Origin of the sequence: Rhodoligotrophos sp. CJ14 (assembly GCF_038811545.1) — a bacterium.
Lineage (GTDB): Bacteria > Pseudomonadota > Alphaproteobacteria > Rhizobiales > Im1 > Rhodoligotrophos > Rhodoligotrophos ferricapiens.
Window position 1 is genome coordinate 2043857 of the sequence record NZ_CP133319.1, and the last position, 24485, is coordinate 2068341.

General features: G+C 61.7%; 21 protein-coding genes. 12 read left to right on the plus strand and 9 right to left on the minus strand.

Going from position 1 to position 24485, the window contains the following annotated elements; all coding sequences use genetic code 11:
* Nucleotides 1–21: 21 nt before the first annotated feature.
* Entirely contained in the window at nucleotides 22–441 is a 420-nt protein-coding gene (locus tag RCF49_RS09525) for a YkvA family protein (RefSeq protein ID WP_342643788.1), read from the minus strand.
* Nucleotides 442–539: 98 nt separating this feature from the next.
* Here RCF49_RS09525 and RCF49_RS09530 point away from each other — a divergent pair, with 98 nt between their 5' ends.
* A complete protein-coding gene (locus RCF49_RS09530) occupies nucleotides 540–1325 on the plus strand; it encodes an SDR family NAD(P)-dependent oxidoreductase (RefSeq protein WP_342643789.1) in 786 nt (261 codons plus the stop codon).
* A 123-nt stretch (nucleotides 1326–1448) separates the two neighbouring features.
* On the opposite strand, the gene RCF49_RS09535 is transcribed toward RCF49_RS09530, so the two are convergent.
* From RCF49_RS09535 to RCF49_RS09545, 3 genes are all read right to left on the minus strand, one after another.
* Complete coding sequence (locus tag RCF49_RS09535) at nucleotides 1449–1637, minus strand: twin transmembrane helix small protein (protein ID WP_342643790.1); 189 nt, start codon at nucleotides 1635–1637, stop codon at nucleotides 1449–1451.
* A 107-nt stretch (nucleotides 1638–1744) separates the two neighbouring features.
* Nucleotides 1745–3433, minus strand: coding sequence for an acyl-CoA dehydrogenase family protein (locus tag RCF49_RS09540; protein ID WP_342643791.1), 1689 nt, complete (start codon nucleotides 3431–3433; stop codon nucleotides 1745–1747).
* A gap of 78 nt (nucleotides 3434–3511) precedes the next feature.
* Nucleotides 3512–4225, minus strand: coding sequence for a class I SAM-dependent DNA methyltransferase (locus tag RCF49_RS09545; protein ID WP_342643792.1), 714 nt, complete (start codon nucleotides 4223–4225; stop codon nucleotides 3512–3514).
* Between the two features lie 60 nt (nucleotides 4226–4285).
* Between RCF49_RS09545 and RCF49_RS09550 the strand changes: the two genes are divergently transcribed.
* The 4 genes from RCF49_RS09550 (at nucleotide 4286) to RCF49_RS09565 (ending at nucleotide 10155) form a co-directional block, all read left to right on the plus strand.
* Nucleotides 4286–5224: an AEC family transporter gene (locus RCF49_RS09550; RefSeq protein WP_342643793.1), complete on the plus strand. Its 939-nt coding sequence runs from the start codon at nucleotides 4286–4288 to the stop codon at nucleotides 5222–5224.
* Nucleotides 5225–5320: 96 nt separating this feature from the next.
* Nucleotides 5321–6244 carry a LysR family transcriptional regulator gene (locus tag RCF49_RS09555; RefSeq protein ID WP_342643794.1) on the plus strand — a complete coding sequence of 308 codons (924 nt, stop codon included), beginning with the start codon at nucleotides 5321–5323 and terminating at the stop codon, nucleotides 6242–6244.
* A gap of 147 nt (nucleotides 6245–6391) precedes the next feature.
* The gene (locus RCF49_RS09560; RefSeq protein ID WP_342644167.1) at nucleotides 6392–8029 is read left to right on the plus strand and encodes a hydantoinase B/oxoprolinase family protein; all 1638 of its coding nucleotides are present in this window, start codon (nucleotides 6392–6394) and stop codon (nucleotides 8027–8029) included.
* Nucleotides 8030–8088: 59 nt separating this feature from the next.
* The gene (locus tag RCF49_RS09565) at nucleotides 8089–10155 is read left to right on the plus strand and encodes a hydantoinase/oxoprolinase family protein (protein ID WP_342643795.1); all 2067 of its coding nucleotides are present in this window, start codon (nucleotides 8089–8091) and stop codon (nucleotides 10153–10155) included.
* A gap of 318 nt (nucleotides 10156–10473) precedes the next feature.
* On the opposite strand, the gene RCF49_RS09570 is transcribed toward RCF49_RS09565, so the two are convergent.
* Nucleotides 10474–13077, minus strand: coding sequence for a hypothetical protein (locus RCF49_RS09570; protein WP_342643796.1), 2604 nt, complete (start codon nucleotides 13075–13077; stop codon nucleotides 10474–10476).
* Nucleotides 13078–13429: 352 nt separating this feature from the next.
* Here RCF49_RS09570 and RCF49_RS09575 point away from each other — a divergent pair, with 352 nt between their 5' ends.
* The 4 genes from RCF49_RS09575 to RCF49_RS09590 all read left to right on the plus strand — a co-directional run bounded on the left by RCF49_RS09575 (nucleotide 13430) and on the right by RCF49_RS09590 (nucleotide 17385).
* Entirely contained in the window at nucleotides 13430–14473 is a 1044-nt protein-coding gene (locus RCF49_RS09575; protein WP_342643797.1) for a TRAP transporter substrate-binding protein, read from the plus strand.
* A gap of 16 nt (nucleotides 14474–14489) precedes the next feature.
* On the plus strand, nucleotides 14490–15107 hold the full coding sequence (locus RCF49_RS09580; RefSeq protein WP_342643798.1) for a TRAP transporter small permease subunit: 618 nt from the start codon (nucleotides 14490–14492) through the stop codon (nucleotides 15105–15107).
* 1 nt (nucleotide 15108) lies between these two features.
* A complete protein-coding gene (locus RCF49_RS09585; protein WP_342643799.1) occupies nucleotides 15109–16395 on the plus strand; it encodes a TRAP transporter large permease in 1287 nt (428 codons plus the stop codon).
* A gap of 117 nt (nucleotides 16396–16512) precedes the next feature.
* A complete protein-coding gene (locus RCF49_RS09590; RefSeq protein ID WP_342643800.1) occupies nucleotides 16513–17385 on the plus strand; it encodes a DMT family transporter in 873 nt (290 codons plus the stop codon).
* A gap of 80 nt (nucleotides 17386–17465) precedes the next feature.
* On the opposite strand, the gene RCF49_RS09595 is transcribed toward RCF49_RS09590, so the two are convergent.
* The 4 genes from RCF49_RS09595 to RCF49_RS09610 form a co-directional block, all read right to left on the minus strand.
* Nucleotides 17466–17930 (minus strand): carboxymuconolactone decarboxylase family protein, encoded by a 465-nt coding sequence (locus RCF49_RS09595; RefSeq protein ID WP_342643801.1) that lies wholly within the window; start codon nucleotides 17928–17930, stop codon nucleotides 17466–17468.
* Between the two features lie 18 nt (nucleotides 17931–17948).
* Nucleotides 17949–18455 carry an RrF2 family transcriptional regulator gene (locus tag RCF49_RS09600; protein ID WP_342643802.1) on the minus strand — a complete coding sequence of 169 codons (507 nt, stop codon included), beginning with the start codon at nucleotides 18453–18455 and terminating at the stop codon, nucleotides 17949–17951.
* 126 nt (nucleotides 18456–18581) lie between these two features.
* Nucleotides 18582–19355 (minus strand): FadR/GntR family transcriptional regulator, encoded by a 774-nt coding sequence (locus tag RCF49_RS09605; RefSeq protein ID WP_342643803.1) that lies wholly within the window; start codon nucleotides 19353–19355, stop codon nucleotides 18582–18584.
* A gap of 120 nt (nucleotides 19356–19475) precedes the next feature.
* Nucleotides 19476–20723, minus strand: coding sequence for a M20/M25/M40 family metallo-hydrolase (locus RCF49_RS09610; protein ID WP_342643804.1), 1248 nt, complete (start codon nucleotides 20721–20723; stop codon nucleotides 19476–19478).
* Nucleotides 20724–20843: 120 nt separating this feature from the next.
* Here RCF49_RS09610 and RCF49_RS09615 point away from each other — a divergent pair, with 120 nt between their 5' ends.
* The 3 genes from RCF49_RS09615 to RCF49_RS09625 all read left to right on the plus strand — a co-directional run bounded on the left by RCF49_RS09615 (nucleotide 20844) and on the right by RCF49_RS09625 (nucleotide 24484).
* The gene (locus RCF49_RS09615) at nucleotides 20844–22535 is read left to right on the plus strand and encodes an ABC transporter substrate-binding protein (RefSeq protein ID WP_342643805.1); all 1692 of its coding nucleotides are present in this window, start codon (nucleotides 20844–20846) and stop codon (nucleotides 22533–22535) included.
* A gap of 76 nt (nucleotides 22536–22611) precedes the next feature.
* Nucleotides 22612–23589, plus strand: coding sequence for an ABC transporter permease (locus RCF49_RS09620; RefSeq protein ID WP_342643806.1), 978 nt, complete (start codon nucleotides 22612–22614; stop codon nucleotides 23587–23589).
* Complete coding sequence (locus tag RCF49_RS09625; protein WP_342643807.1) at nucleotides 23582–24484, plus strand: ABC transporter permease; 903 nt, start codon at nucleotides 23582–23584, stop codon at nucleotides 24482–24484. Before RCF49_RS09620 ends, RCF49_RS09625 begins: the two co-directional genes overlap by 8 nt.
* The last annotated feature ends 1 nt before the right edge of the window (nucleotide 24485 follow it).

Below are 24485 nucleotides of genomic sequence, written 5' to 3' on the forward strand. Positions count from 1 at the left end.
GCCGAGGCGTGAGGCCTGCCCTCACGCCGGTTCCGGTCCGGAAGAGTCTCCTTTGCGCAGCTTCTGCAGCATCTCCTGCGCCATCTCCTGATGCTTGGGCTTCATGTAAATGCCGATGATGTTGAGCGCGGCGAATACGACCGCCGCATCATCGGTGAAGCCGATCATCGTTAGGATGTCGGGCACCATGTCGAGCGGCATCACGAAATAGGCCAAGGCTGCGAAGAGGATCGCCTTGGCCTTCAGCGGTGTGTCCGGATCGGTCGCGCAATAATATGCGGCGATCGCCGACTGCGCGAAGGGGATGCGGCTGGCGACACGGCCGATCTTGCGCCAGAAGCCACGCCTCACGCGTTTCTCATTGGCACTCATGACCGCCGGTAGCTGGATCTCGGGCGACTTGAGATCCGGCGGTTGCCTCGTATGTCCCGCTTCAGCCATTTGCACTCCTCGAACTCGGACCGCGTCTTCATATGGATTTGCATCGCGGAGCGGACAAGGTTAGGACCCAATGACGCTATTCATCTTCGGGAGAGAACATGAAGATTGATCAAAACACTGCCGCCGTGGTGACCGGCGGCGCTTCGGGCCTTGGTGAGGCAACCGCACGCCGGCTGGCGAAGGACGGCGCGAAGGTTGCCATTTTCGACCTCAACAAGGATCGCGGCGAGGCGGTTGCCCGCGACATCGGTGGCACCTTCTGCGCGGTTGATGTGACCAGCGAGCAGAGCATCGACGAGGGTCTGGCCAAGGCGCGTGCGGCTCACGGCCAGGAGCGGATCCTGGTGAACTGCGCCGGCATCGCCATCGGCCAGAAGACCTTCCGCCGCAAGCGGGAAACAGGCGAGGTCATTCCCCATAGCATCGCCGATTTCCGCAAGGTGATCGAGATCAACCTGATCGGCACCTTCACCATGATCGCCAAATGCTCGGCCGGCATGGCGAGCCTGGAGCCCGTCAATGACGATGGCTGCCGCGGCGTCATCATCAACACCGCTTCTGTCGCAGCTCAGGATGGCCAGATCGGCCAGGCGGCTTACGCGGCCTCGAAAGGTGGCGTGCAGAGCCTGGCCCTGCCGGTGGCCCGCGATCTCGCGAGCGACGGCATCAGGGTCATGACCATCCTGCCGGGTCTGTTCCACACCCCGATGTTCGATGGGCTGAGCGAAGAGGTGCGCAAATCCCTTGCGGCGAATGTGCCCTTCCCGCAACGCCTGGGCAAGGCCGAGGAATATGCATCCCTCGCCCACTACATCGTGACCAATGACATGCTGAACGGCGAGTTCATCCGCCTCGACGGCGCCGTCCGCCTGGCGCCTCGCTGAATTGACCGACCGCCCCTGTGACGGCTCCGGCCTGGTCGGGGGCGGCCGCCTAGTCGCGTGAAGAAAATGCGACGAAGCAAGAGCTTGAGACGCGGTTTCGCGAGTCAAGAGAAGCGAAACGCTCTAGCGACTCATGAAATAGATGGTGGTCATGATGATGATGATCGCCACGAATTGCAGCAGCACGCGCAGCCGCATCAATCGCTGTGAGGTATTGGCGCTTCCACCCCGCATCATGTTCACAAGTCCGAGAATGAGAACGATGAAGACCGCGGCGAGCGCCACCGGCACCAGATAATTCATGACAGTCATTACGCCGGCTTCCTTACGGGCGGATAGGGGCGGTCGATGCCGCGTCGTCTAAAGGCATTTCCGATCGGAGTGATGCGATGTTGCGAAGGTCAGTTCGGCTTCGGCCTTCAATTGCTGCCATCGAGCAGCCGGCGCGCGATCACCTGTGCCTGAATTTCCGCAGCTCCCTCGAAAATATTGAGAATTCGGGCATCACATAGCACGCGGCTGACGGGATATTCCAACGCAAAACCATTGCCGCCATGGATCTGCAACGCATTATCTGCGGCAGCCCAGGCAACCCGCGCGGCCAATAGCTTGGCCATGCCCGCTTCGAGGTCGCAGCGCCGCCCCGCATCCTTGTTGCGTGCGGCGAAATAGGTGAGCTGGCGCGCCGCCATGATCTCCGCCGCCATCATCACCAGCTTGTCCGAAACCCGCGGGAACGACAGGATCGGCTTGCCGAATTGCAGCCGCTCCCGTCCATAGCGCAAGCCGAGATCGAGCGCGCTCTGAGCAACACCGATGGCCCGCGCCGCGGTTTGGATCCGGGCACTCTCGAAGGTTTGCATCAGCTGCTTGAAGCCCTGCCCCTCGATGCCGCCCAGCAGGTTTTCCGCCTTCACCTCGAACCCGTCGAAGGCGATCTCGAATTCCTTCATGCCGCGATAGCCGAGCACCTCGATCTCGCCGCCGCTCATGCCTGGGGCGGGGAACGGATCAGCGTCCGTGCCGCGCGGTTTTTCCGCAAGCAGCATGGAGAGGCCCTTATAGCCGGGCTCGTCCGGTTTGGTGCGCACAAGCAAGGTCATCAGATCCGCCCGCACCGGGTGCGTGATCCAGGTCTTGTTGCCATAAACCTTGTAGACGTCCCCCTCGCGAACCGCGCGGGTACGCAGGCTGGCCAGGTCAGACCCGGTATTCGGCTCGGTGAATACCGCCGTGGGCAGGATCTCGCCTGAGGCCAGCTTCGGCAGGAAATGCTGCTTCTGCTGCTCGGTGCCCGCATGCATGATGAGCTCGGCCGCGATTTCCGTGCGCGTGCCCAGCGAGCCGACCCCGATATAGCCGCGCGACAATTCTTCCGAAACGACGCACATGGCCTCCTTGCCAAGGCCAAGCCCGCCATACTCCTCCGGCAGAGTGAGCGCGAACACCCCGAGCGAGCTTAGCTCAGCGAGAATATCGAGCGGGATATAGGCATTGTCCAAATGCCACTGATGCGCATGCGGCGCGACCTTATCCTCAACGAAGCGCCGCATTTCCTGGCGCATTTGCTCGACCGTTTCATCGAGATTTGTTGCACCATAGGAAAGCGCGCCATCCTGCCCGACCATGAGCCCGATCAGCCGCGCCCGCGCGCCCGGCGTATTGCCGTCCCGCCGCAGGATCGCGGCCGCACCGGTCATCAGCGGCCTGAGGGCATCGTCCTCGAGCCCCAGATCATGCGGTCGCACGAACTCGCCCTGGTTCATCGGAATGCCGCCGATGATCTGGTTGAGATATTCCCCGGCGATGATCTGGACGATCAGGGTCTCGGTTTCGCCAAGCTGCTCCTGCTCCTCGAGCCGGGCCGCATAGAGCGCAAGCTGACGAAGCGTCTCCACATAGGTGGCAAGCCAGGCGAGGCCATGTGCCGCTGATTGATGCTCCTCGACGAGGCTTCCGGAGACCCGGCCATCCCGCGTGACCAGAGCTGCAACCTGTTTGCGCGCCTCCCCATAGACCTGTTCGGCGGCATTGACCGCATCGGCGACAAGCCGCGGCACCTCGGCGAGAATGGCTTTGGTGTGAGCAACGGGCGCGGCAACCGGCATGAGGAGAGCTCCCCTGTGAGACAGTTTCACGACCGTTACATGAGCCGGCGACGCGCTGCAATGCGCAACGCGCTGGTCTCAAGCGCCGAGAACCTCGATCACGTAATATAGGCCATCGGGAGCCTCGCCCTCGAATAATGCCGCCTCGTGCCGATGCCGCACCGCGATGCGCCCTGCCACCGTAAGCGATGCGATCTTCGCGCGAAAGCCCGCAGGCTCGAACACATCCGTGTGGATTGTGCACACCAAGAGCCCACCGGGCCTGAGCACCCGGAACACCTCGTCCAGCGCCACCGCGCCCACATGGGCATGGGTGAACGTGCCTGATGAGACCGCCGCGCCATAAGCATCGCTCGCGAGCGGCAGCGGCTTCAAGAGATCCGCCTCGAAGATCTCTCGATAGATCCCCTTCGCTTGCGCGAGCGCGATCATCTCGGGCGAGATGTCCACACCGTCTATGGTGGTATAACCGTGGAATTTCATAGCGGCGCCCGTGAGCCCCGTGCCGCAGCCGACGTCCAACACAGGGGCAGCACGGTCGACCACCCACTCCGCGGCGAGATCGGCCACCCGCTTGGGCGATAAATAGCCCAACTCCGACTGGAGCTGCTGGTCGTAGCTTGGCGCCCAATCCTTGTAGAGGCTCACCGCCTCATCCGGGCCATGCATGCTGTAGGAGCGCTTGAGGAACTCCTCCGAGCGCGACGAGGACGCTTGGCCAGGCCTATCCGTCTGTGACGGTGCGCCGCGCACAGCCTCGTCTGATCCCTGCTCTGTTCTGTTGCGCTGCATGGTGAAGCACTATAGCCGATTGCGGATACTGAGCGAACCGGTGGTGGAGAATCAAGACCCGTGCTGCAGGCCATAGACACGATCGCCCCGGTCTTTGGCCTGATCGTCATCGGCTTTCTCCTGTCCAAGGCAGGCGTGCTGGGCAAGATGGCCTCGGAAGGCCTGTCCGCCGTGGTCTTCACTTTGTGCCTGCCCGCTCTGCTGTTCAAAACGATGACCGATATCGACATGCCCGAGCAAAACCCTTGGGGCTTATGGGGCAGCTATTTCGGCGCGGTGGCCATCGCTTGGGTGGCTGGCTGGGCGGCCGTGCGGTTTCTGTGCAAGCGCGACGCGCCAACCGGCGCGATCGCCGGAGTGGCCTCCGCCTATGCGAATACGGCGCTGATGGGTGTGCCCATCATTTTCGCTGTCATGGGCGATGCCGGCGCCTTGCCCCTCTTCCTCATCCTTGCCGTGCACTTACCGGTCATGAGCCTGTTTGCGACCATTCACCTCGAATGGACGCACCGCACTGAGCCAGGCATCCGGCTCGCCCTGCTCACATCCATCGCCAAGGGCGTGCTCTCGAACCCCATTATCATCGGGCTTGCGTCTGGTCTCCTCTGGCGCCTGAGTGGCCTCGCCTTGCCATCGGCGGCGGGCAAGGTCCTCACCCTGCTGGCGGATGCAAGCGTTCCCTGTGCATTGCTCGCCATGGGCACAGCCCTCAGCCACTACAGCGTCCGCGGTACCATAGGACCGGCCATCGCGGTCACTTTGATCAAGCTGACGGTGCATCCTGTGGCCGTTTGGTTCTTGGCCGCGAAGGTCTTCGTGATCCCGCATGACTGGATGCGGGTGGCCGTTCTCTTCGCGGCAGCACCGACGGGCATCAACACATTCATCTTGGCGACCCGCTACCAGGTGGCGATCGGCATGGTGTCCGGCGCAATCGCGTTGGGCACAGTATTGTCCATATTGTCCTTCTCGGCGGCCTTATGGGCGACGGGCGGCTAATCCAGCCGTTTCTGCCCGACATAGAGGCGGTTAAAGCAAGTCATTGCCCGGAATAGAGGCTCGACGGCCGAGTTGCGCTTCTGTATCACCTTACCCATGGACCTGAGGCATCTTCGCTATTTCGTCGTTTTGGCGGAGCAGCGTCATTTTGGACGCGCTGCGGAGATCCTGAATATTGCCCAACCGCCCCTCTCCCAGCAGATCCGCGCATTGGAGGAAGAGCTGCAGGTCACCCTTTTTGACCGCAGCCGCCGCCCGATCGAGCTGACCCCGGCCGGCCGTACCCTGCTGCGCGAAGCCCGTCAGGTTCTGAGCCAGTTCGAGCGTGCGCAATCGATGACGCGCCGTGCTGCCAGCGGCCATGCAGGACGCCTGATCGTCGGCATCACCGGATCGGCTGCCCTCGAATTCGCGCCCCCGGTGCTGGCCGCCTTCAGCGAGCGCCTGCCGGACGTGGACCTGTCTTTGCGCGAAATGTCCTCGCCCGCTCAGCTCATCGGCCTCGAGAAGGGCGAAATCCATATCGGTTTTGTCCGCCCGCCGGTCATCGATGATCGCTTGAGCATCCGCCTCGTGCATCAGGAGCCGTTCGTTGTCGCCCTGCACAAATTGCATCCGCTTGCGGGCAAGCCAGCGCTGCGCCTTGCCGAGCTCAATGGCACGCCTTTGGTGATCTTTGACACCGAGGAAGCGCCCGGCTTTCGCGAGCTGATCCTGCATCTTTGCCAGTCAGCCGGCTATTCCTCCTTGAAGATCCAGGAAGCCTATCAGATGACCACCATGCTCTGCCTAGTGGCAAGCGGCCTCGGCATGGCGCTGGTTCCGCGCTCGGCCCGCAGGCTTGGCTACGAGGATGTCGTGTTCAAGCCGCTCCTCGACGACAGCCCCCTGGTCGAGCTTTATGCGGTATGGCCGCGCGAGAAGCGGGAACCTCTGATCGAGGATCTGCTGGCGGTGATCGATGATGCCCGCCTGGCGCCTCTGATCACCGCTGGTGGTGGCCGCCGCCAATCCGCCTGAGAACGCTTGCGCGAATTGCGCGCCACACGCGAATATAATCTGATACGGAAATGGTATTGGACCGTCATCTAGGCCCATCGCTAGCTTGAGGCTGATCGCGGCAGCGGGACAAGGTCATACCGCGAACGGACGGAAGGGGTGAGAACTGTGGCAAATCCGGTAGATCCCATCACCAGATCGGTGATCCAGCACCGCTTGAGCTCCATCGTAGAGGAGATGGGTGAAGCGATGCTGCGTACCTCCTACTCGCAGATCCTCAATGCGAGCCGGGACTTCTCCATGGGGATCTGCGATGCCCAATGTCGGCTGATCGCCCAGGCCGACCATATTCCGATCCATGTCGGCGCCCTGCCCTGGGCAGCGCGCGCCATTGAGGAGAAATTCGCCGGTCGCATCGAACCTGGCGACGTCATCATCGTCAACGACCCCTATGCCGGTGGTGGCAACCACTTGCCGGATGTCACCGTATTCGTGCCGATCTTTGCCGGCGATAAGCGGCTCTTCTGGACCATCGCCCGCGCCCATATGGGCGATATTGGCGGGGCAACTCACGGCGCGTATAACCCGGCCGCCACGGAGATCTGGCAGGAGGGCATCCGGATCCCGCCGCTCAAGCTGTATGAAGCCGGCAAGCTGCGGGATGACGTGATGGACATGATCATCCTGAATGTGCGTTTCCACCGGGATTTCCGCGGCGATCTCGACGCCATGATCGGCGCGGCCCATCTAGGCGAGCGCCGGCTGAAGAAGCTGTTCAACGAAGTGGGCGCCGATGTGGTGGTGGATGCCGTCGAGGCCATTCTCGATGGCGCCGAGCGCCGCGCCCGCGCCATTGTCGAGAGCTGGAAGGACGGTGTCTATTACGGCGAGGCCTTTCTTGATGATGACGGCCGCGGACGCGAGAATATCCGCATCGCCGCCAAGGTTACCAAGAAGGGCAGTGATCTCGAGATCGATCTGACCGACAGCGATCCGCAATCCAACAGCTTCGCCAATTCGTCCCACGCCAATACCCAGGCGGCCGTGGCCATGGCCTTCGCCTATCTCATCGATCCCGACATCCCGAAGAATGACGGTGTCTTCAGGATCCTCAAGATCAAGGCGAAGCCGGGCACTGTGGTTTGGGCCGAGAACAATGCACCTGTCACCCTATGCACGACGCATCCGTCCAACGAGATCGTCGAGGCGATCGTGAAGGCTCTTGCGCCTGCCTGTCCTGATCGGGCCATGGGCGGCTGGGGGCGCCGCTTCCGCATCTCCATCACCGGGGATAATCCCCGCAACGGCAAGCGCTTCATCTGGCACATGTTCCATGCCCGCCCCGGCGGTGGAGCATCCCCGAAGGGCGATGGCTGGTCCACCGCGGGTGAATGGCACTCGGTCGGCGGCATCAAGTTCGGCAGCATCGAGGTGGCCGAAGCCCGCTTCCCCCTGCTGTTTGAAAGCCATGAGTTCCGGCCGGGGTCGGGCGGCGAAGGCCAGCATCGCGGCGGCCTGGGCGCCACCATGAACCTGCGCGTGGAGGTCCCGGCCTATGGTCATACCGCCGGCGAGGGCACACGCCATGGCGCAGCCGGCATGTTGGGCGGCAAGGATGGCCTGCCTCATCACTACCGCCTAGTCTCGTCCGATGGCGGCCGTGACCTCAAGACGAAGGAATATGGCATCGAGATCAAGGCTGGCGATCTCCTGGAGATCAGATCCGGCGGCGGTGGCGGCTGGGGCGATCCTGCCAAGCGCAGCGCGGAAGCGATCCGCCGCGACCGTGAGCGTGAGCTCATCTAGCCGACCGGCGCTAAGTCCGCATCAGACCTTGAGATCAGCTTCCGTGGAATAAAACTCCTATGACCAAAACCTTTCGCATAGGCATCGACGTCGGCGGCACCTTCACCGATCTCGTCGCCATCGATGATGAAGGCACCACCACCTTCACCAAGTCACCCTCGACGCCCGAGGATCAATCGATCGGTGTCATTGCCGGCCTCACCGATCTTGCCGCCCGTCTTGGTCTTGGTCTGCGGGATCTCCTGGCGACCACGGATCGCATTGTTCACGGCACCACGGTCGCCACCAACGCCCTGCTCGAGCGGAAGGGCGCCAAGGTCGGCCTGCTCACCACGGAAGGTCATCGCGATGTCATCGAGATGCGTGAGGGCCTGAAGGAAGAGCGCTATAACCTGTTGCTGCCCCCGCCGGATCCTCTCGTGCCCCGCCATCTTCGCCGCGGCGTGCGCGAGCGCATCGCCTATGACGGCAGCGTGCTGACCCCATTGGACGAGGCCTCCCTTGCACGCGAGATCGCGCGGCTGAAGCAGGAGCAGGTGACCTCGGTTGCGGTCTGCTATTTTCATTCCTACCGCAACCCGGCCCATGAGCAGGCGACCCTCGAGCACCTCGCCCGCGAGATGCCTGAGGCCTATGTCTCGCTTTCGAGCGATGTGCTGCCACAGATCAAGGAATATGAGCGGGTCTCGACCACGGTGGTGAACGCCTATGTAGGCCCGGCCGTGCGTAAATATCTCACAAATCTCGAGCGAAGGCTGGCCGAGCAGGGCTTTGGCGGCGCCCTCTTTATTATTCTCTCTCATGGCGGCATTGCCCCGGTCGATGAAGCCTCGCGGCTGGCAGCCGGCACGGTGCTGTCGGGCCCGGCTGGCGGCATCGCAGGATCCCGCCGCTGCGCCGAGCTCCTGAACCGTGGCAACCTCATCCCCTTCGACATGGGCGGCACCAGCACCGATATCTCCCTTATCGTCGACGAGGAAATCGCCTTATCCTCCGAGCGTGGCCTTGCCGGCCAGCGCATTGCGCTGCGCAGCCTCGACATCATCAGCATCGGCGCGGGCGGAGGCTCGATTGCCAGAGTGGATGATGGCGGCACCTTCCATGTCGGCCCCGAAAGCGCCGGCGCTGTGCCCGGGCCCGCCTGCTATGGCAATGGCGGCACTGAGCCTGCGGTCACCGACGCCAATCTGCTGCTCGGCTATCTCGACCCCGACAATTTCCTGGGCGGCCGCCGCAAGCTCGACCGCACTGCCGCGGAAGCGGCCGTGGACCGTCTGGCCGATAAGCTGGGCCTGAGCCGCGATGAGACCGCGGCCGGCATTTTCCGCCTGATCAATCTCAAGATGGCTGATGGCATCCGCCTGATGACTCTGCGCCGCGGCGTTGATCCGCGCGGCTTCACCCTTCTCAGCTTCGGCGGCGCCGCCGGCCTGCACGCGGTGGAGGTTGCCCGCGAAATGGAGATGAGCCGGGTCGTGGTGCCGACGGTCGCCTCAGTTCTCTCCGCCTGGGGCATGCTGGCGAGCGATCTCCGTTACGAGGTCACCCGCAGCCATATCGGCGACACGGCGGCCCTCGACAGCGCCAAGCTGCGCGAGATCTTTGCCGAGCTCGAAGCGGAAGCGAAGCGCCGGCTAGGGTCCTGGTTCAAAGGCCCTATCCACATCGAGCGTTCGGCCGAAATGCGCTATGGCGAGCAGATCTTCGAGGTGGATGTGAGCCTCGATGGTCTCGACCTCTCCGACCCCGGCATCATGGATGCAATCATCGATCGGTTTCATCGCCGCCATGAGGAACTTTACACTTATTCCTCACCCGGACAGGAGGTGGTGCTGGTCAATGCACGGGTGGCCGCCGTGGGCGAAGTGCCGGCTGCGATCGACAGGCAGAACGTGGTGGCACCTGCAAGCGAACCCGCCACACCGGAGCGCACCCGGCGCGCGTTTTTCGGCGCCTGGCACGAAGTACCGGTCTACGCGCTGGACAGCTTGGCACCGGGCCATGTGATTACTGGTCCCGCCATCATCGAGGCCGAGACCACCACCGTTGTGTTGAACACGGAGGATAAGGCCGAGGTCAACGATCTCGCGTGGCTCGACATCACCTTGCGTCCTCGCACACAATAACCGGGGGCTCTCCGCCACGTCACAACCAGAAGGCCATCCGTGCACCGCTGCCCGTAGCGGCCTCTGCCTCGAGGATCTGCTCACCCGGAAGGACGAAAGGCACGGCCGATTCGGGGGATGGGACCGATCCTTGGGCAGGCTCGGATATCGGAGCGGGACTGGGGGCATTATGGATTTCGGCTTGCACCACCTCAGCCTTGGAAGTGGTCTGCTCATCTGACGCGACCTCCACTGGGTCGACTGCCGCAGTGTCAGTTATGGCGGTCCTGCTCGCCTCGGCTTCCAATGTTGAGACCATCTCATTGCTGAGCGGCTTGGTCAGGACGGCGACGGTGTGGTCGCCCCACAGCACCTTGACGACCGCTTTTTCGCCCGTGATCTTCGAAAAGCGCTCATCCCAGCGGCGCGCAAATTCCACTGCGTTAACGTAGCGCTCCTCAAGGCGTGCCCCCGACTGAAACGTCCAGAAATCCTTTTCATACCAGTACACGCCCGGGCGAATTCGATATCCACCTGTCTCCACCACCAGGCGGTCGGCAACATCGCCAGCCCGGTATGGAGGTGGAAGCAAGACTTCATCTTCCGAGACCAAAACCCTCTCGCCGGCCAACGGCATGCCATAGGTGCCGGTGGGCGGATTGTGGGTCCTCGCGTAGCCCTCCATGATCGGTATCGGAGGCGTACTGATCGCATATCCGCCCTCGCCGCCCGGTATTTGCCCAGCGCCTCATTCGGCGCGTCTATGAAAGACCAGTACCGTCCCTCATAGAGATAGGCCGGCCCGAGGGCATCGCCTCTCGTGCGATCTCCCGTTTCGACTATGCGCGCCTTTGTCGGTCCATTTACACCCGGCGAGCTGCTCGCGACCTCATCAGGAGGCACGTGCTCCCAATTCTTCGGTAGGTAATCCAGTCCAGCCAGATCGTAATAGGAGGCATTCTGAACCCAAACGCCCGTCTCGTCATACTCGAAGACGAGCGAACTGGTCGTCCGATCTATCAGATCGGCCATTCGTCTCGGAAAAGAGCTAAGGGCGTCACTCTCGTCCACGTTGGGACGGCTGGAGGGATCTGAACAGCATTGCCCGCCGCCTTGCAGCTTGCCGCCCTTTTCGATCCGGCCCGTCCCGGGATCTCGATGATAGGCGTCGAGCTCAGCTCCACGGCGGGATTCACCACTGATCCAGTCCACCGCTCGAAACGTGCCCTTCTGCCCAGGTACGCTATCCAAGGCGACGATTTCGCCGGTACTCTGGATTTTGGTAACGGTGAGGCTTCGGCCCGTCACCGGATGAGGCCATGATTTCTCCATGCCTGCGTCCAAGGTCGTGAAGCGCCGCGGAATATCGCTGAAGGTCTCACCTTCCTGAACGGGCCTGATCGCTGCTGCCGCTGCTTCAGCCAGCTCCTTCAGCGGCGCGGAGCCATGCTCGCTCGCCAAACGGGCCACGCCGCTGGCCACCTCTGGCGATACTTCTGCGATGCGCCCGCGGCCGGCCACCGCGGCAAACGCTGCATCGAGCGTCAATGCGATCGCTCCACCTATGATCTGCTTGATATCGCCGTGGCGAATGCCTTCCTCGATATTGTAGATGCCGCCCACGATCGGTATCTGGCTGATCACCCAGTCCTTCAGAAAATGGAGGCCGCTGATCAGATGGCGGTGCGCTTCGGTTTCGGCCTGATAGTTCCCAACGATCCGCGCGATCTCGGCATCGACCGCATCCGGTGAAAGATCGCTGCCGCCCAGCCGAAGGTTTTCCTTTGCCCGCGCGATCACCCAGGGCTGCTGGCTCAACCCGCTATTATAAGCCTCCTCAGCCTCCTGCAGAGCCGAGCGCGGGTATATGACGTGTACCCCGTGATGCTTATTGTGCTCGCATCGAAGAGGTAGGGTGTGGCCCAGCCCTGGCCGATCCGCGAGTTGCAGGAAGCGCTCCAACGGCGTTGAGGAAACAGTCTCCGTTAGCCCGAACGCCTCGGTCGATGAGAACCCGCGCTCTTCATATTCCAGGTCATCGCGCGACTGTCCGCTCGCCTTCTCCATGATGGCTAGCGCCGCTTCTGCGCGATCGAAGCTCGGCGGCTTGCCGAAATTCGCCGCCCACCGCTCACTAAAGTAGGATAGAGCCTCCTGCAGGATCTGCTCCGGCTCCGTTCCCGTGAACTTATCACCACTTGAGCGCGCGAGATGGAAAGCCGCTTCCACATAGGGATTGAAGGAGTCGTTCGGGTGCTGCTGCCAATGCCGGATCTCATCCTGGAAGACGCGCAGCAGTACGCGCCTGTCATCAAGCCCCTCTGGTACTACCTCATTCCGGGCAATCGCCCGTTGCCGCACGATGCAGGCGAGCGAGAACTCGATCGTCCCAATCTTGTGATGCGTATCGAGCCCGGCTTCCCGCGCCCACTCCTCCACCAGCTGATGACGGGCAGCATCGCTAAGGCGATCAATGCCAGGAAGCTTTGTCAGCGCGGGCATTTCGGCGAGATCCGTGATGGTCTTGCCCACTGCGTTCACGATCGTTCCGCTTTCGAAGCGGGGCCGCGCGCCTTCCCCATCTTCGGCGGCCTCCGGAGTGAACAGCCTCGCCTTGAGCCACTCCCGGGCGAGCGCATCGAAATACGACTTGCGCAAGACCGAAAGACGCAACGGGGAGTGAGGATCAAAAGACAGGTTCTGCGGTTTGACCTTGCTGAACAATAATGCCGCCTGATCGAGGTGATGACCCTCTCGGGTGGCAAAGATATTGGTCCCGCTTAAGGAACCCAACGCGATGCGGGCTCCGAGAACATGAGGATCAACGCGCATATGCGGATCGCTGTCATTGATTTGCCTCAAAGCCCCCATTGCGGACACGGACTTGCTCTGTTCGACCTCCCAATCGACCCAGTTCAGAGCGTCCACCAATTGCGCTATCACGCCGCTCGCCCTTCCCGCAGCTGCTTCTGGCTCTGTGACGCTGGTCTGTTCAGCCTCTGTTCTAGCCTGATGTTCAGATTGGCCACTCGATTCACCAGAAGTGGGGACTCTATTCGTCATGCGGCAAGCTCCGGATCATTGCATTCTCGGCGCTAAAGCATGAGGAAATGCGGTCATTTCCCAGCGCAAAGCTGATCATTTCGCGGCAGAGCCAGCGGCCCTCACTCTGGGCGAGACGTGAACCTGGCGCCAAGTCGATACCTCAGACATATAATCGAATACGAAGACTGTATTTGACGCGCGCCGTTGCTCGTTCTCATGTGTCGCGTCCAGAGAATACGGGGTGAGTGCGATGGCGATCCGGAAACTGATGAGCGCGGCGGCGCTAAGCTTGGCCGCTCTGTTCGGCACGGCGCAGGCTCAGCAAACCGAGCTGAAGGTGGTCGCGCCGTGGTCCAATCTGAATGCTTACGAGCGTGTGGAAAAGCCGTTCTGGTCCGAGAAGCTCAAGGAAATGACCAATGGCGAGGTCACGGCGAGCGTAACCTCCTATTCCGAGCTCGGCCTCTCCGGCGTGGAGCTCCTGCGCCTTGCCACCCTCGGCGTTTTCGACATCGGCCATATCGTCGTCGGCTATTCCGTTGCCGATGATCCGGTCATCGAGGGGCTGGAGCTCGCAACCCTCATCCAAAACGTGGAGACCGGTCATAAGGCGCTCGAGGCCTATCGTCCCGTGATCGCTGAAGACCTTGAGAAGAAGCATGGGCTGGTCCTGCTTGGCGTCTATCCCAACCCGAGCCAGGTCCTCTACTGCCGCGAACCGGTGAAGAGCCTTGCGGATATCAGGGGCCGCAAGATCCGCTTCTACGGCGCGAGCATGAATGAATTCATCGAGGCTGCCGGTGCCGTTGGCGTGAGCATTCCCCTGGCGGAAGTCGTCCCGGCGCTGCAACGCGGCGTCGTTGATTGCGGCATCACCGGCACGTTGACCGGCTATTCCTTCAAGTGGCCGGAAGTGACCAGCAATCTCTATGGCATGCGCTTCGGCTGGGGCCTCACCCTCATTGCCGCCAACAAGTCCAAATGGGAAGCCTTGCCGGAAAATCAGCGGGAGGCGGTCGCAAAGGCCGTAAAGACCCTGGAGGACGACCTTTGGACGCTGACGGCGACCGACGACAAGGCCGGTATCGATTGCAACACGGGTCGGGCGGAATGCCCCTATGGGAAGCCTGCGGCTATGACCTATGTCGAACCGTCCGAGGCGGACGACAAGGAACGGCGCCGAATCCTTGAGGAGGTGGTGCTGAAGAAATGGGCCTCTCGCTGTGATGAGGCCTGCGTGTCGCGGTGGAACGAGACCGTTGGCAAAGTCACCGGCATGACGGCCCGCAAGTAAGCGCGATCGAGGCAGCATGGCGCGGACCTCATTGAAACCCGGCACCTTCGCTGCCTTGATTATCGCTGCTGATGCGTTCTGGCGTCGTTTGTCGCGCTTCCTTTTGCTTGCGGCTGGATGGGGCGTGATGTTCCTCGGCATCATGGTGGCCGTGGATGTGCTCGCCCGTTATCTGCTGGGACGCAATCTCGGCGGCGTCGACGAAATTGCCGGCTACATCTTCGCGATCGGCATTTCCTGGTCACTGGCGGAAGGCTTTTACGCCCGCAGCCACGTGCGCATCGATTTCCTCTACCAGCGCTTTCCGCTCGCCTTGCGCACCGGCCTCGACATGCTGGCGCTGATTGCGCTTCTGCTGCTTGCGGGCTTCTTGATCTTCAGCGGCTGGATCGTGGTCTCCGGATCCTGGGCGCGCGCGTCGCGTTCCGCTTCCTCTCTCCAGATTCCTTTGATCATTCCGCAGGCCGCATGGCTCCTGGGCTTCGTCGTCTTTCTGGTGGCGTTGGCCCTTTCAGCAATCAGGGCTCTTCTCGAGCTGGCGCATGGGGACCTGAACCAAGTGAACCGGCAGCTTGGCGTGATGACCCCTGTGGAAGAGGCCGAGGATGCCGTGAAGTCAGGCGGGCTGGGCTGACATGCTGGGCAATGCAGCACTTCTTCTTGCGGTCCTGATTGGTGCGAGCATTCCCATTGCCGCGGCATTGGCAATTGCAGCCTTTGTTCTGGGCGGCATCTATTCCCCTCTCCCGCTCTACTACGCCGCATCCGAGATCTTCTGGAAAGTCTCGAATGAATTCACTCTGACGAGCGTGCCACTCTTCGTGCTCTTGGGCGAAATCCTGCTGCGCGCCGGTATCGCCGAACGCATGTATGGCGCTGTCGCCCTCTGGCTCAATCGCCTCCCTGGAGGCCTGCTCCACGCCAATATCGGCGCGAGCACTCTCTTTGCGGCAACCTCGGGCTCGAGCGTGGCCACCGCCGCGACGATCGGAACCGTGGCCCTGCCGGAAATCCTCAAGCGCGGCTATAATGAGCGGCTGTTTCTGGGCAGCCTCGCCGCTGGCGGCACCTTGGGGATCCTCATCCCGCCCTCGATTCACCTGATCATCTACGGGATGATCACCAACACCTCCATCCCCAAGCTTTACCTCGCCGGGATGATCCCTGGGCTTGTTCTGGCGCTGCTCTTCTCGGCGATCATCCTGATCGTCTGCCTGGCCAAGCCCGGTTATGACGGCCAGCCCGTTCGGGCGACATGGCGCCAGCGGCTGATGAGCCTCATTGATCTCGTGCCGATCCTGCTGCTGTTCCTGGTGGTGGTCGGATCGATATATGCAGGGATCGCAACACCCACCGAGGCGGCATCCCTCGGCCTGGTCTTCGCGATCATCCTCGCTTGGTGGAATGGCAAGCTCAGCCTGACCCTGCTGCACGAGTCCTTTCTCGGCGCTATGAAGGCCACCGGCATGATCATGCTGATCGTGCTCGCGTCCTATTTCCTCAATTTCGTGCTTTCCGCCATTGGCCTATCCCAGCAGCTCACCGGCTTCATCAACGGCCTCGGCCTGTCCCCCGTGGCGACCATGGTTGTGATCATCGCCTTCTTCGTGGTCCTCGGCTGTTTTCTCGAAAGCCTCTCCATGCTGGTGACCATGACGCCATTGGTGGTCCCGATCGTGGTCAGTCTCGGCTATGACCCCCTCTGGTTCGGCATTGTCATGACCATTTTGTTGGAAGTGGCACTGATCACACCGCCCGTGGGCATCAATCTCTACGTGGTCCAAGCCATACGCAAACAGGGCAGCATCCAGGACGTGATCGCGGGCTCTCTCGTCTTCGTGCTGAGCATGTTCGCCCTGATCGGCTTGCTGCTCGCCTATCCCGAGATCGCGCTTTGGCTGCCTCAGAACGTCAGCGGCTGATCCTGCGCGGCACCTGAGCTGCATGCACTCCGCCGCTCACGAGCCCTGCATCTCCTGCATGGGTATTGCGCGGCATCTGCCATTGACCAGGCGCGCCCGCCAATCCATGCAGAGATCATGCATCAGTCGCGTTCTCGGCTCGGTCTCGCTTACCTGCTCGTCACCGCTTTGGGCTGGGGCCTCAACTGGCCGCTGATCAAGATCATACTGCGCGAATTGCCTCCGCTTTTCGCTCGCGGCAGCAGTGGCATGCTGGCCGCGTTGCTTCTGGCAGGCATCGCTTTATGGCGCGGCCAGAGCCTTACCGTTCCGCGCGACAGCATCGGGCGGCTCTGCTTTGCATCCGCGGTCAACGTGTTCGCCTGGATGGGCTTTGCCACCCTCTCGATGATCTGGCTGACGGTCGCTGAGGCCGCCTTGCTCGTCTATACCATGCCGATCTGGGCCACGCTTCTCTCCTGGCCACTGCTCGGCACCCCACCCAGCCTGCGCGGCATCTCGGCTCTCGTTCTCGGCATTGCTGGCATCGAAGTGCTTCTCACCGGCAATGACGTGACCTTCGGCACGAATAAGATCATCGGCATCGCCCTGGCGCTCGCCTCCGCCATCCTGTTTGCGCTCGGCGCCGTTACGGCGCGGCGCCCGATCCCTTTGCAGCCCATTGCGCTGACCGCATGGCAAGTCGGCCTCGGTTGCCTGCCAATGATGCTGCTCGGCCTCATCATCGAACAGCCGCATGTCACATCGGTCAGCGATGCCGCTTGGCTGTCCATGGCCTATATGACGCTGATCGCGATGGGTGTGTGCTATCTCAGTTGGTTTTCCACCCTGCGCGCCCTTTCCGCCTCCGCCGCGGCAACCGGCATGCTGCTGGTGCCCGTCATCGGCATCCTGTCCGCCGCAGCCATTATCGGTGAGCCGCTCGGGTGGCGGCAGATCATCGCGCTTGTGCTCACCCTCGGTGGCGTCGCGCTGGCGACCTCCCGTTGATACGAGAGATGGCGAGCTGTGGATGAGCCACAACTCGCCGCGGACGAACCGGTCGGACGTACTGCCCGCCTGTCGAGTGATCAGGCGGCCTTCGCGTGCGCATCGACCGGATGCTGAGCGCGGAACCCGACCGCGATCCGGTTCCAGATATTGATCACCCCGATGGCGACGGTCAGCTTGGCGATCTCTTCTTCCGTGAAATGCTGGCGCAAGGGCTCGAAATCGGAATCCGGGGCCCCGGTCTGGGCAAGATTGGTGAGCGACTCGGTCCACGCGAGCACCGCCCGCTCCCGCTCATCGTAAACCGGCGATTCCCGCCAAGTGCAGATGAGATTGATCCATTGCTCGCTCATCCCGTCCCGGCGCGCCTCCTTCGAATGCATGTCGACGCAATAGGCGCAGCCATTGATCTGGGAGGCACGCAGTTTCAGGAGATGGATCAGCCGCCGATCGAGGCCCGACTGCTGTTTGACATACTGTTCGAGCGCGAGCACGGCCTTATAGGCATCGGGCGCCGCAGTGGTGTAATCCAAACGACGTTTCATCATCTTCTCCTATAATGATCAGGCTTTCGTGCCTGACTTCCGCTCATGAAGGGCGAGAAAGGCACAGCCTCTCGCCGCGATTGATCCGTCATCCACTTCCGTAAGGTCGGCGAGAATGTCCGCGATGGTGACGCGCTTGAGCTCGGCCCGGTAAGCTCTCTCCGCCCGCAGCATCGCCGCATTGATGCTGCAGGGCTCTACGAACATATGCGCTGGCAACGGGTTGGGCCCGCGCTGCCTAATCTCGTGACAGCGGAATGCCGGCGCCGGTCCTTCGAGTGCCAGCACGATATCCAGCAGCGAGATGTCTTCCGGGGCTTTGGCGAGCCGGTATCCCCCCTTCGGCCCCGGCAAAGTCTGCAGCACGCCAGCATTCGACAGGGCCTGAAGATGCTTCAGGAGATAGCTGGTCGAGACACCGTGAAACTCCGCCAAAGCAGCGGCGGACAGCACGCCATCATCCGATAGCCGCGACAGCATCACCACGCAGTGAATTGCCTGTTCCACGCCGTCGCTGAGTTTCATGGCCTCGCTCAAATCATGGATATTTCTTATCCACGATTTGATGCCGAGTCAACACCGCACGTTTGGCCGATCGTGTGCGTTAGCGACTGCAGCCCGCCATCTGAGAATTTTCGCGAAAGAAGAAGACTAGCCTGCTTCGGCCCGCCTGATCCCAGGCTTGCCCATAAGCTGATGGTCCGCCCTCAGCATATAGGCTTCGACCTCGCACATATGCTCCTGCATCGCCGCCAGGATCTTCTGGCGATCACCCTCACGCAGAAGCTTCAGTAAAATGCGATGGCTATCGATGTTGTGCTGCCCGAAATTCCGGTGCTCGCCATAATGGTCAGTGCGCATGCTCACAAGATCGCGCAGCAGATCGTTGAGGAAGCGGCAGGTGACGGTGAGAATGGGGTTGTCGCAGGCCTCGGTCAGAATGTCGTGGAAGTCGATTTCGACCCGCCGGCCCTTCGCGTAATCGCCGCTCCTCTGCAGCCTGTCGCATTCCTCGATATTGGCTTGCAGTCGTGCAAGCTGATCATCCGTCAGCCGTCCCGCAACATTCTCCGCCAACCGGATCTCGAGCGTCCCGCGCAGCGCGTAGATGTGCTGAAAGGTGATGGTCTGGAAATGCACGAAGGCCCGTAATTGCTCGAGCACCCGGTCGAGGGATACGGGCTGGATCTCCGCGCCGCCATTGGGCCCGGTCTGCATCTTGATGAAGCCCTGGATTTCCAGGGCTTTTAATGCCTCCCGGATTGTGCCCTTGGCGCAGCCGTAATGCTGCATCAGCTGCTTTTCATTCGGCAGCCGGTCGCCGGGCTGAAGGTTCTCCCTGGCGATCCACTGATGCAGATCGGCCAGAATCTGATCCGACAGCTTCATTTTCTGAAAGGGCTTACGGCGGGAGATAACGCTCACTCGATCCTCCGAACGTTGCCTCTGCGGCCGCGATCTCCTGCAGGGAGCCGCCGCAGACCCCGACAATGCCAATAACCCGAGGTCAGGTCGGCATTGTCGGTCCGCGCCATATTGGGCCGGTCAGCTGCGGCTGAGATAGTCGAACGCGGACAATACATGCGTGCGAACGACGTGGAGGAAATCCTCGATGTCGACATGCTCATCCTTCTGGCCCATGCCGTAGGGGTATGGCCCATAGATATAGGCCGGCACCCCCCGCTGCCGCCAAAGCCGGGCATCACTGCCGCCCATGCTGATGATCGGCGTGGGCTTGAACCCGCGCAAGTCTTGCACGTTCTGCTGGATGATCTGAGCCATCTCGCCGAAGGGGTCACAGGCCTTCGCCTCGGAGTAGTTGATTTCCTCCATGGTGACTTCCGGATAGCGCGCCGCGATCTCTTTGATCTTCGGCAGGATATGCTCCTTGGTGTAGCCCACCGGCAGGCGGAAATCGGCTTCGAACTCGCAAAGCCCCGGAATCATGTTGACCTTGAGGCCGCCATGGATGACGCCGATATTCAAGGTGACCCGCTGCAGCGTCTTGCTCGCACCCTGACCGAGCGCCCGCTCGATGGCCTCGACCCCCTCCGACAGCGCCCGCTCGATATCCGGCGTTCCGGGTGTGGGGATCTCGGTGACTTCCTCCAGATCGTGAATAAGCTTCGCTGCGATCTTCGTCGCGCTGGGCGAAAGATGCGTATAGGAGCCATGCGCGCCGGGGGTCCGAACGGTGAACTTGATCCAGAGCGGCCCCTTCTCACCAAATCGCAGGGTGACTGGTCCGCTCGGCTCGCCATTGAGGCAGCAATCGCCCAGAACCTCCTCGCGATGGTGCTCCATCAGATACCGGGCACCCCATGGGCCAAACGTCTCCTCGTCCGACACCGCCGTCAGTGTGAGCTTGCCCTTGAGACGGTCGCGCAGCCGATGGAGGTAGCAATAGGTGAAGATCGAGGCCGATGTGCCGCATTTCATATCGGCAATGCCGCGTCCCCAGATCTTGCCATCTGCGATGGCCCCGCTCCACGGCCCCTGTGCCCATTCCTCGGACTCGTCCACCGGGAACACGTCGATATGGCCGTTGAGCACCAGATGCCTGCCGGGGGCGCTACCCTCGAACGTGCCCACCACATTGGCCATGGTTGGCTGCGGGTCGATGAGGCGGAATGGGGCGCCCTTCTTGTTGAGGAAAGTGGTGATGACCTTGACCGCTTCCGTCGTGTCGCCGGGCGGATTGGGGCTCTTGGCCCTCACAAAATTGCACAAGAAACCAATGAGCTCGTCCCGATCCTGCTCGATCCAGTCGAGCAGCTGTCCCTTCAGGTCCATATTCGCTCCCCTCTCGTGATGGTGGTTTGCTAGGCGTCCAAAATCAGTTGCCTTCCATCCTGTTTATATGAATTATAGCTATAGATAGAAGAAAAATGTCTGCAAAGGCGGAGGGGAATCATGTCTTTCAACCCAATGGATAGTGAACTTACGCGGCGGCGCCTCCTGCAGTTTCTCGGCGCGCTCGGCATAACATCGGTCAGCGGAGCAACCCTTGCCGGTCTGGAGGGAGCGATTCGCGAAGCCCATGCTCAGGCAGCGCCGGGCAGTGTCATGCCCAAGCTCCAGGCCATGTCGCCGAATTGGCCAGACATGATCGAGATCTGGCGCCAGGTGACCCGAGACTATGCTGAGCTTGGCATTGACGTTGAGGTGCAGCAAGGCACCCTCGACACTTGGGTCTCCCAGGTCGTCGGCGAGCATAAGCTTCCACACCTCGTCTCCATGTCCTGGGGCGGTGCCCCGGACCGCATGGATCCGGATTTCTTTCTGAACGAGATCCTGAACTCCAAGCGCGCTGCAAAGGGCGGCCTGAATTACGGGCATTACGAGAACCCGGAATATGACAAGGCCGCCAATGCCCAGCGCGTTGAGGTCGATGAAGAGAAGCGGCGCGCTTTGGTGATGGAGGCGCAAGCCATCGCCGCCAAGGACAACCCGCTGATGGTGTTGTTCCACCGCGACATCATCCAGGCTTACAACAAGGCAAAGTTCAAGGGCGTCACGCCGATCTTCGGCAATGGCATCGGCTATCCCTATGCGCCCCTCGCCTATATGGGCATCGAGGCCCTGACGCCACGGAAAATGGTGAAGGTCACCTCTATCTACGACATCGCCTCGCTCAATCCGTTCCTCACCCCCGAGGTCTACAACTCCTCGATCCTGCGGCTGATGTATGCGACCTTCGTCACGCGCGACAAAGACGCCAACATCATGCCCTGGGCGGCGGAAAGCTGGACACTCGTCGACCCCACCACCATGGACATCGTCCTCCGCCCCAACCAGACCTTCCATGACGGCAAGCCGGTGACGGTCGAGGATGTGAAATTCACCTTCGACTACATTCTGAAGTGGAAATTCCCGGCCCTCGCGCGCGTGGTCGATTCGGTGAAGAGCGCCGAGATCACCGGCGACAACACCGTGCGCCTGAAGCTCAACCAGCCCTACGCCGCCTTCGTGCCAAACGTTCTGGGTTACGCCTTCATCGCGCCCAAGCATGTCTGGGAAAAGGTGCCAGGTGATAGCGGGCTGGCCTCCCCGGCTGACTGGCCGAATGATCAGCCGATCGGATCGGGCCCGTGGAAATATGTGGAATGGCGCAAGGGTGAGTATCTCAACCTCGCCGCCCACAAGGAATTCTTTATGCCAGCCAAGCTCGATGCACTGGTCATGCTGCCGGTGCCGGCCATCGAGAATCAGATCGGCATGATGGAGCGCGGCGAAGCCGACGTCTTCGGCTGGACCATGGATGTAACCCAGGGCAAACGCCTGGGCCAGAATCCGGAGATCGAGATCGTGCAGACCCCAACGCACGGCCTGCATGAGATCCGCTTCAATCTCGTCATGCCGCCGCTCGACAATCCGGCACTGAGGCTGGCCCTGCAGCACGCGACGGATCGAAAGAAGTATCTCGACATCATCTTCTCCGGCGCAGGAACGCTCGCCAATAACAGCCTCATCACCCCCGTGTTGAAGCAGTGGAGCAATCCCGACGTGCCCAACCCCGAGCCGAGCCTTGATAAGGCCCGCCAGGTGCTGAAGGATGCGGGTTTCACCTGGGATGGCAATGGCAAGCTGAAGCTGCCGAGCTAATGCGCCGGCATGGCGGCGGCAAGCCTGCTGCCATGCCAATCCGACCGGTGCTCAGCCGACGGAGCAATACTGATCCATGATGTTCTGGCGATATGCCGGGCGCCGCCTGGCGCAGACGGTCATCACCCTGTTTTTGCTGCTGACGATCATGTTCGTGATGTTCCGGCTCATCCCGGGCGATCCCACGACCATGCTCCTCGGCACGGGCGAGCTTCCACCTGAGGCGCAACAGCAGCTGCGCGCGGCCTGGGGCTTGGACCGCCCCATGTGGGAGCAATATCTGTCCTACCTCGCCAATCTGGCCCGCGGTGACCTCGGCCTGTCGCTCTATTTCCGCCGGCCGGTGATGGAGGTGGTGCTGCCCATGCTGGGCAACACCCTCATCCTGATGGCACCCATACTGGTAATCGCTCTCGCCATCGGCATCTGGGCCGGCGCCTATCTTGGCTGGCATCGCGGCGAGCGCGTTGAGCAGATCGGCTCGCTCATCGCGCTCCTGCCCCGCGCCCTGCCGATCTTCTGGATCGCCATCCTGCTGCTGATGCTGTTCTCCTATAAGCTCGGCTGGTTCCCGATCGGCGGCATGCGCGAGCAGTTCTTCTATCCCGAAACCTGGATCCAGGCCCTGCCAGGTTATGACCTCGCGATGCATCTCGCGCTGCCCGTTATTGCCGGTGCGATCTATTTCATTTCCGACCCGCTGATGATCACGCGCACGGCCATGCTTGAGGTTCGCGGCGAGGACTACATGCAATTTGCCCGCGCGCAAGGCCTCTCCAACCGCCGCCTGCGCCAGGTCGCGCGGCGCAACGCCTTCCTCCCGGTCTTGACCTATATCGCCATCATGGTCGGCTTCGCGCTCGGCGGTCAGGTGCTGCTCGAATATGTATTCAGCTGGCCGGGCATGGGCAGGCTCATGGTCAACTCGGTCGCGCAGCGCGATTATCCCGTGGCCCAGGCGACCTTCTTCCTGATGGCGGCTGTCGTCATCATCCTCAACTTCATTGTCGATCTGCTCTATGGCTGGCTCGACCCGAGGATCGCCTATGACTGACCTCGCCATAGCCCGACCCAAATCCCGGCGTTCGACCGTGCTGGGCACCATCGGCAGCCTGATCGCGCTGCCTTTCCGCACCTGGACCGGCGCGATTGCCAGCGTGATCTTTCTCGCCTTCTGTCTGATCGCGGTGATCGGCCCCTGGATTGCGCCTTACGATCCCACGGTCAATCACTTCAACGCGCAAGGTGAGCTTCTCAGGCTTGCCGCCCCCAGCGCCGCCCATTGGCTCGGTACCACCTATTATGGCTCCGACGTGCTCAGCCAGTTGATCGTCGGCACCCGGATCGTCGTGATCGTGGGTCTCACCTGCGCCTTCTTCATCACCCTGATCGGCACCAATGTCGGGCTCATCGCCGGTTATTACGGCGGCCGGATCGATGCGGTCCTCATGCGCATCACCGACCTTGCCTTCGGCATCCCGTTCATTCCCTTTGCCGTGGTGCTCGTCGCGCTGCTGGCGCCCTCCACCTGGAACATCATCCTCACCATCTCGCTGCTGATGTGGCGGACGGCGGCGCGTGTCATTCGCTCGCAGGTCCTCAGCCTCAAGCAGCGGGCTTTCGTGAAAGCCTCGCAGATCGCCGGCGCAAGCGACCTGCGCATCATCTATCTGCACCTGTTCCCCAACGTCTTGCCCATGACCATGCTCTATGTGGCCTTCGACATCGCCTGGGCGGTCATTGCCGAGGCGAGCGTGAGTTTCCTGGGCTTTGGTGATCCCAATCAGATGAGCTGGGGCCAGATGCTCTATCTCGCCTATCTCTCCGGCGCCATTCGCCATGCCTGGTGGTGGACCATCCCACCTGGGCTTTGCCTCACCCTGTTCGTGGGCTCCGTGTTCCTGATCGGACGCGAGTTCGAGAAGCTGACCAACCCGAAGTTGGCTTGAT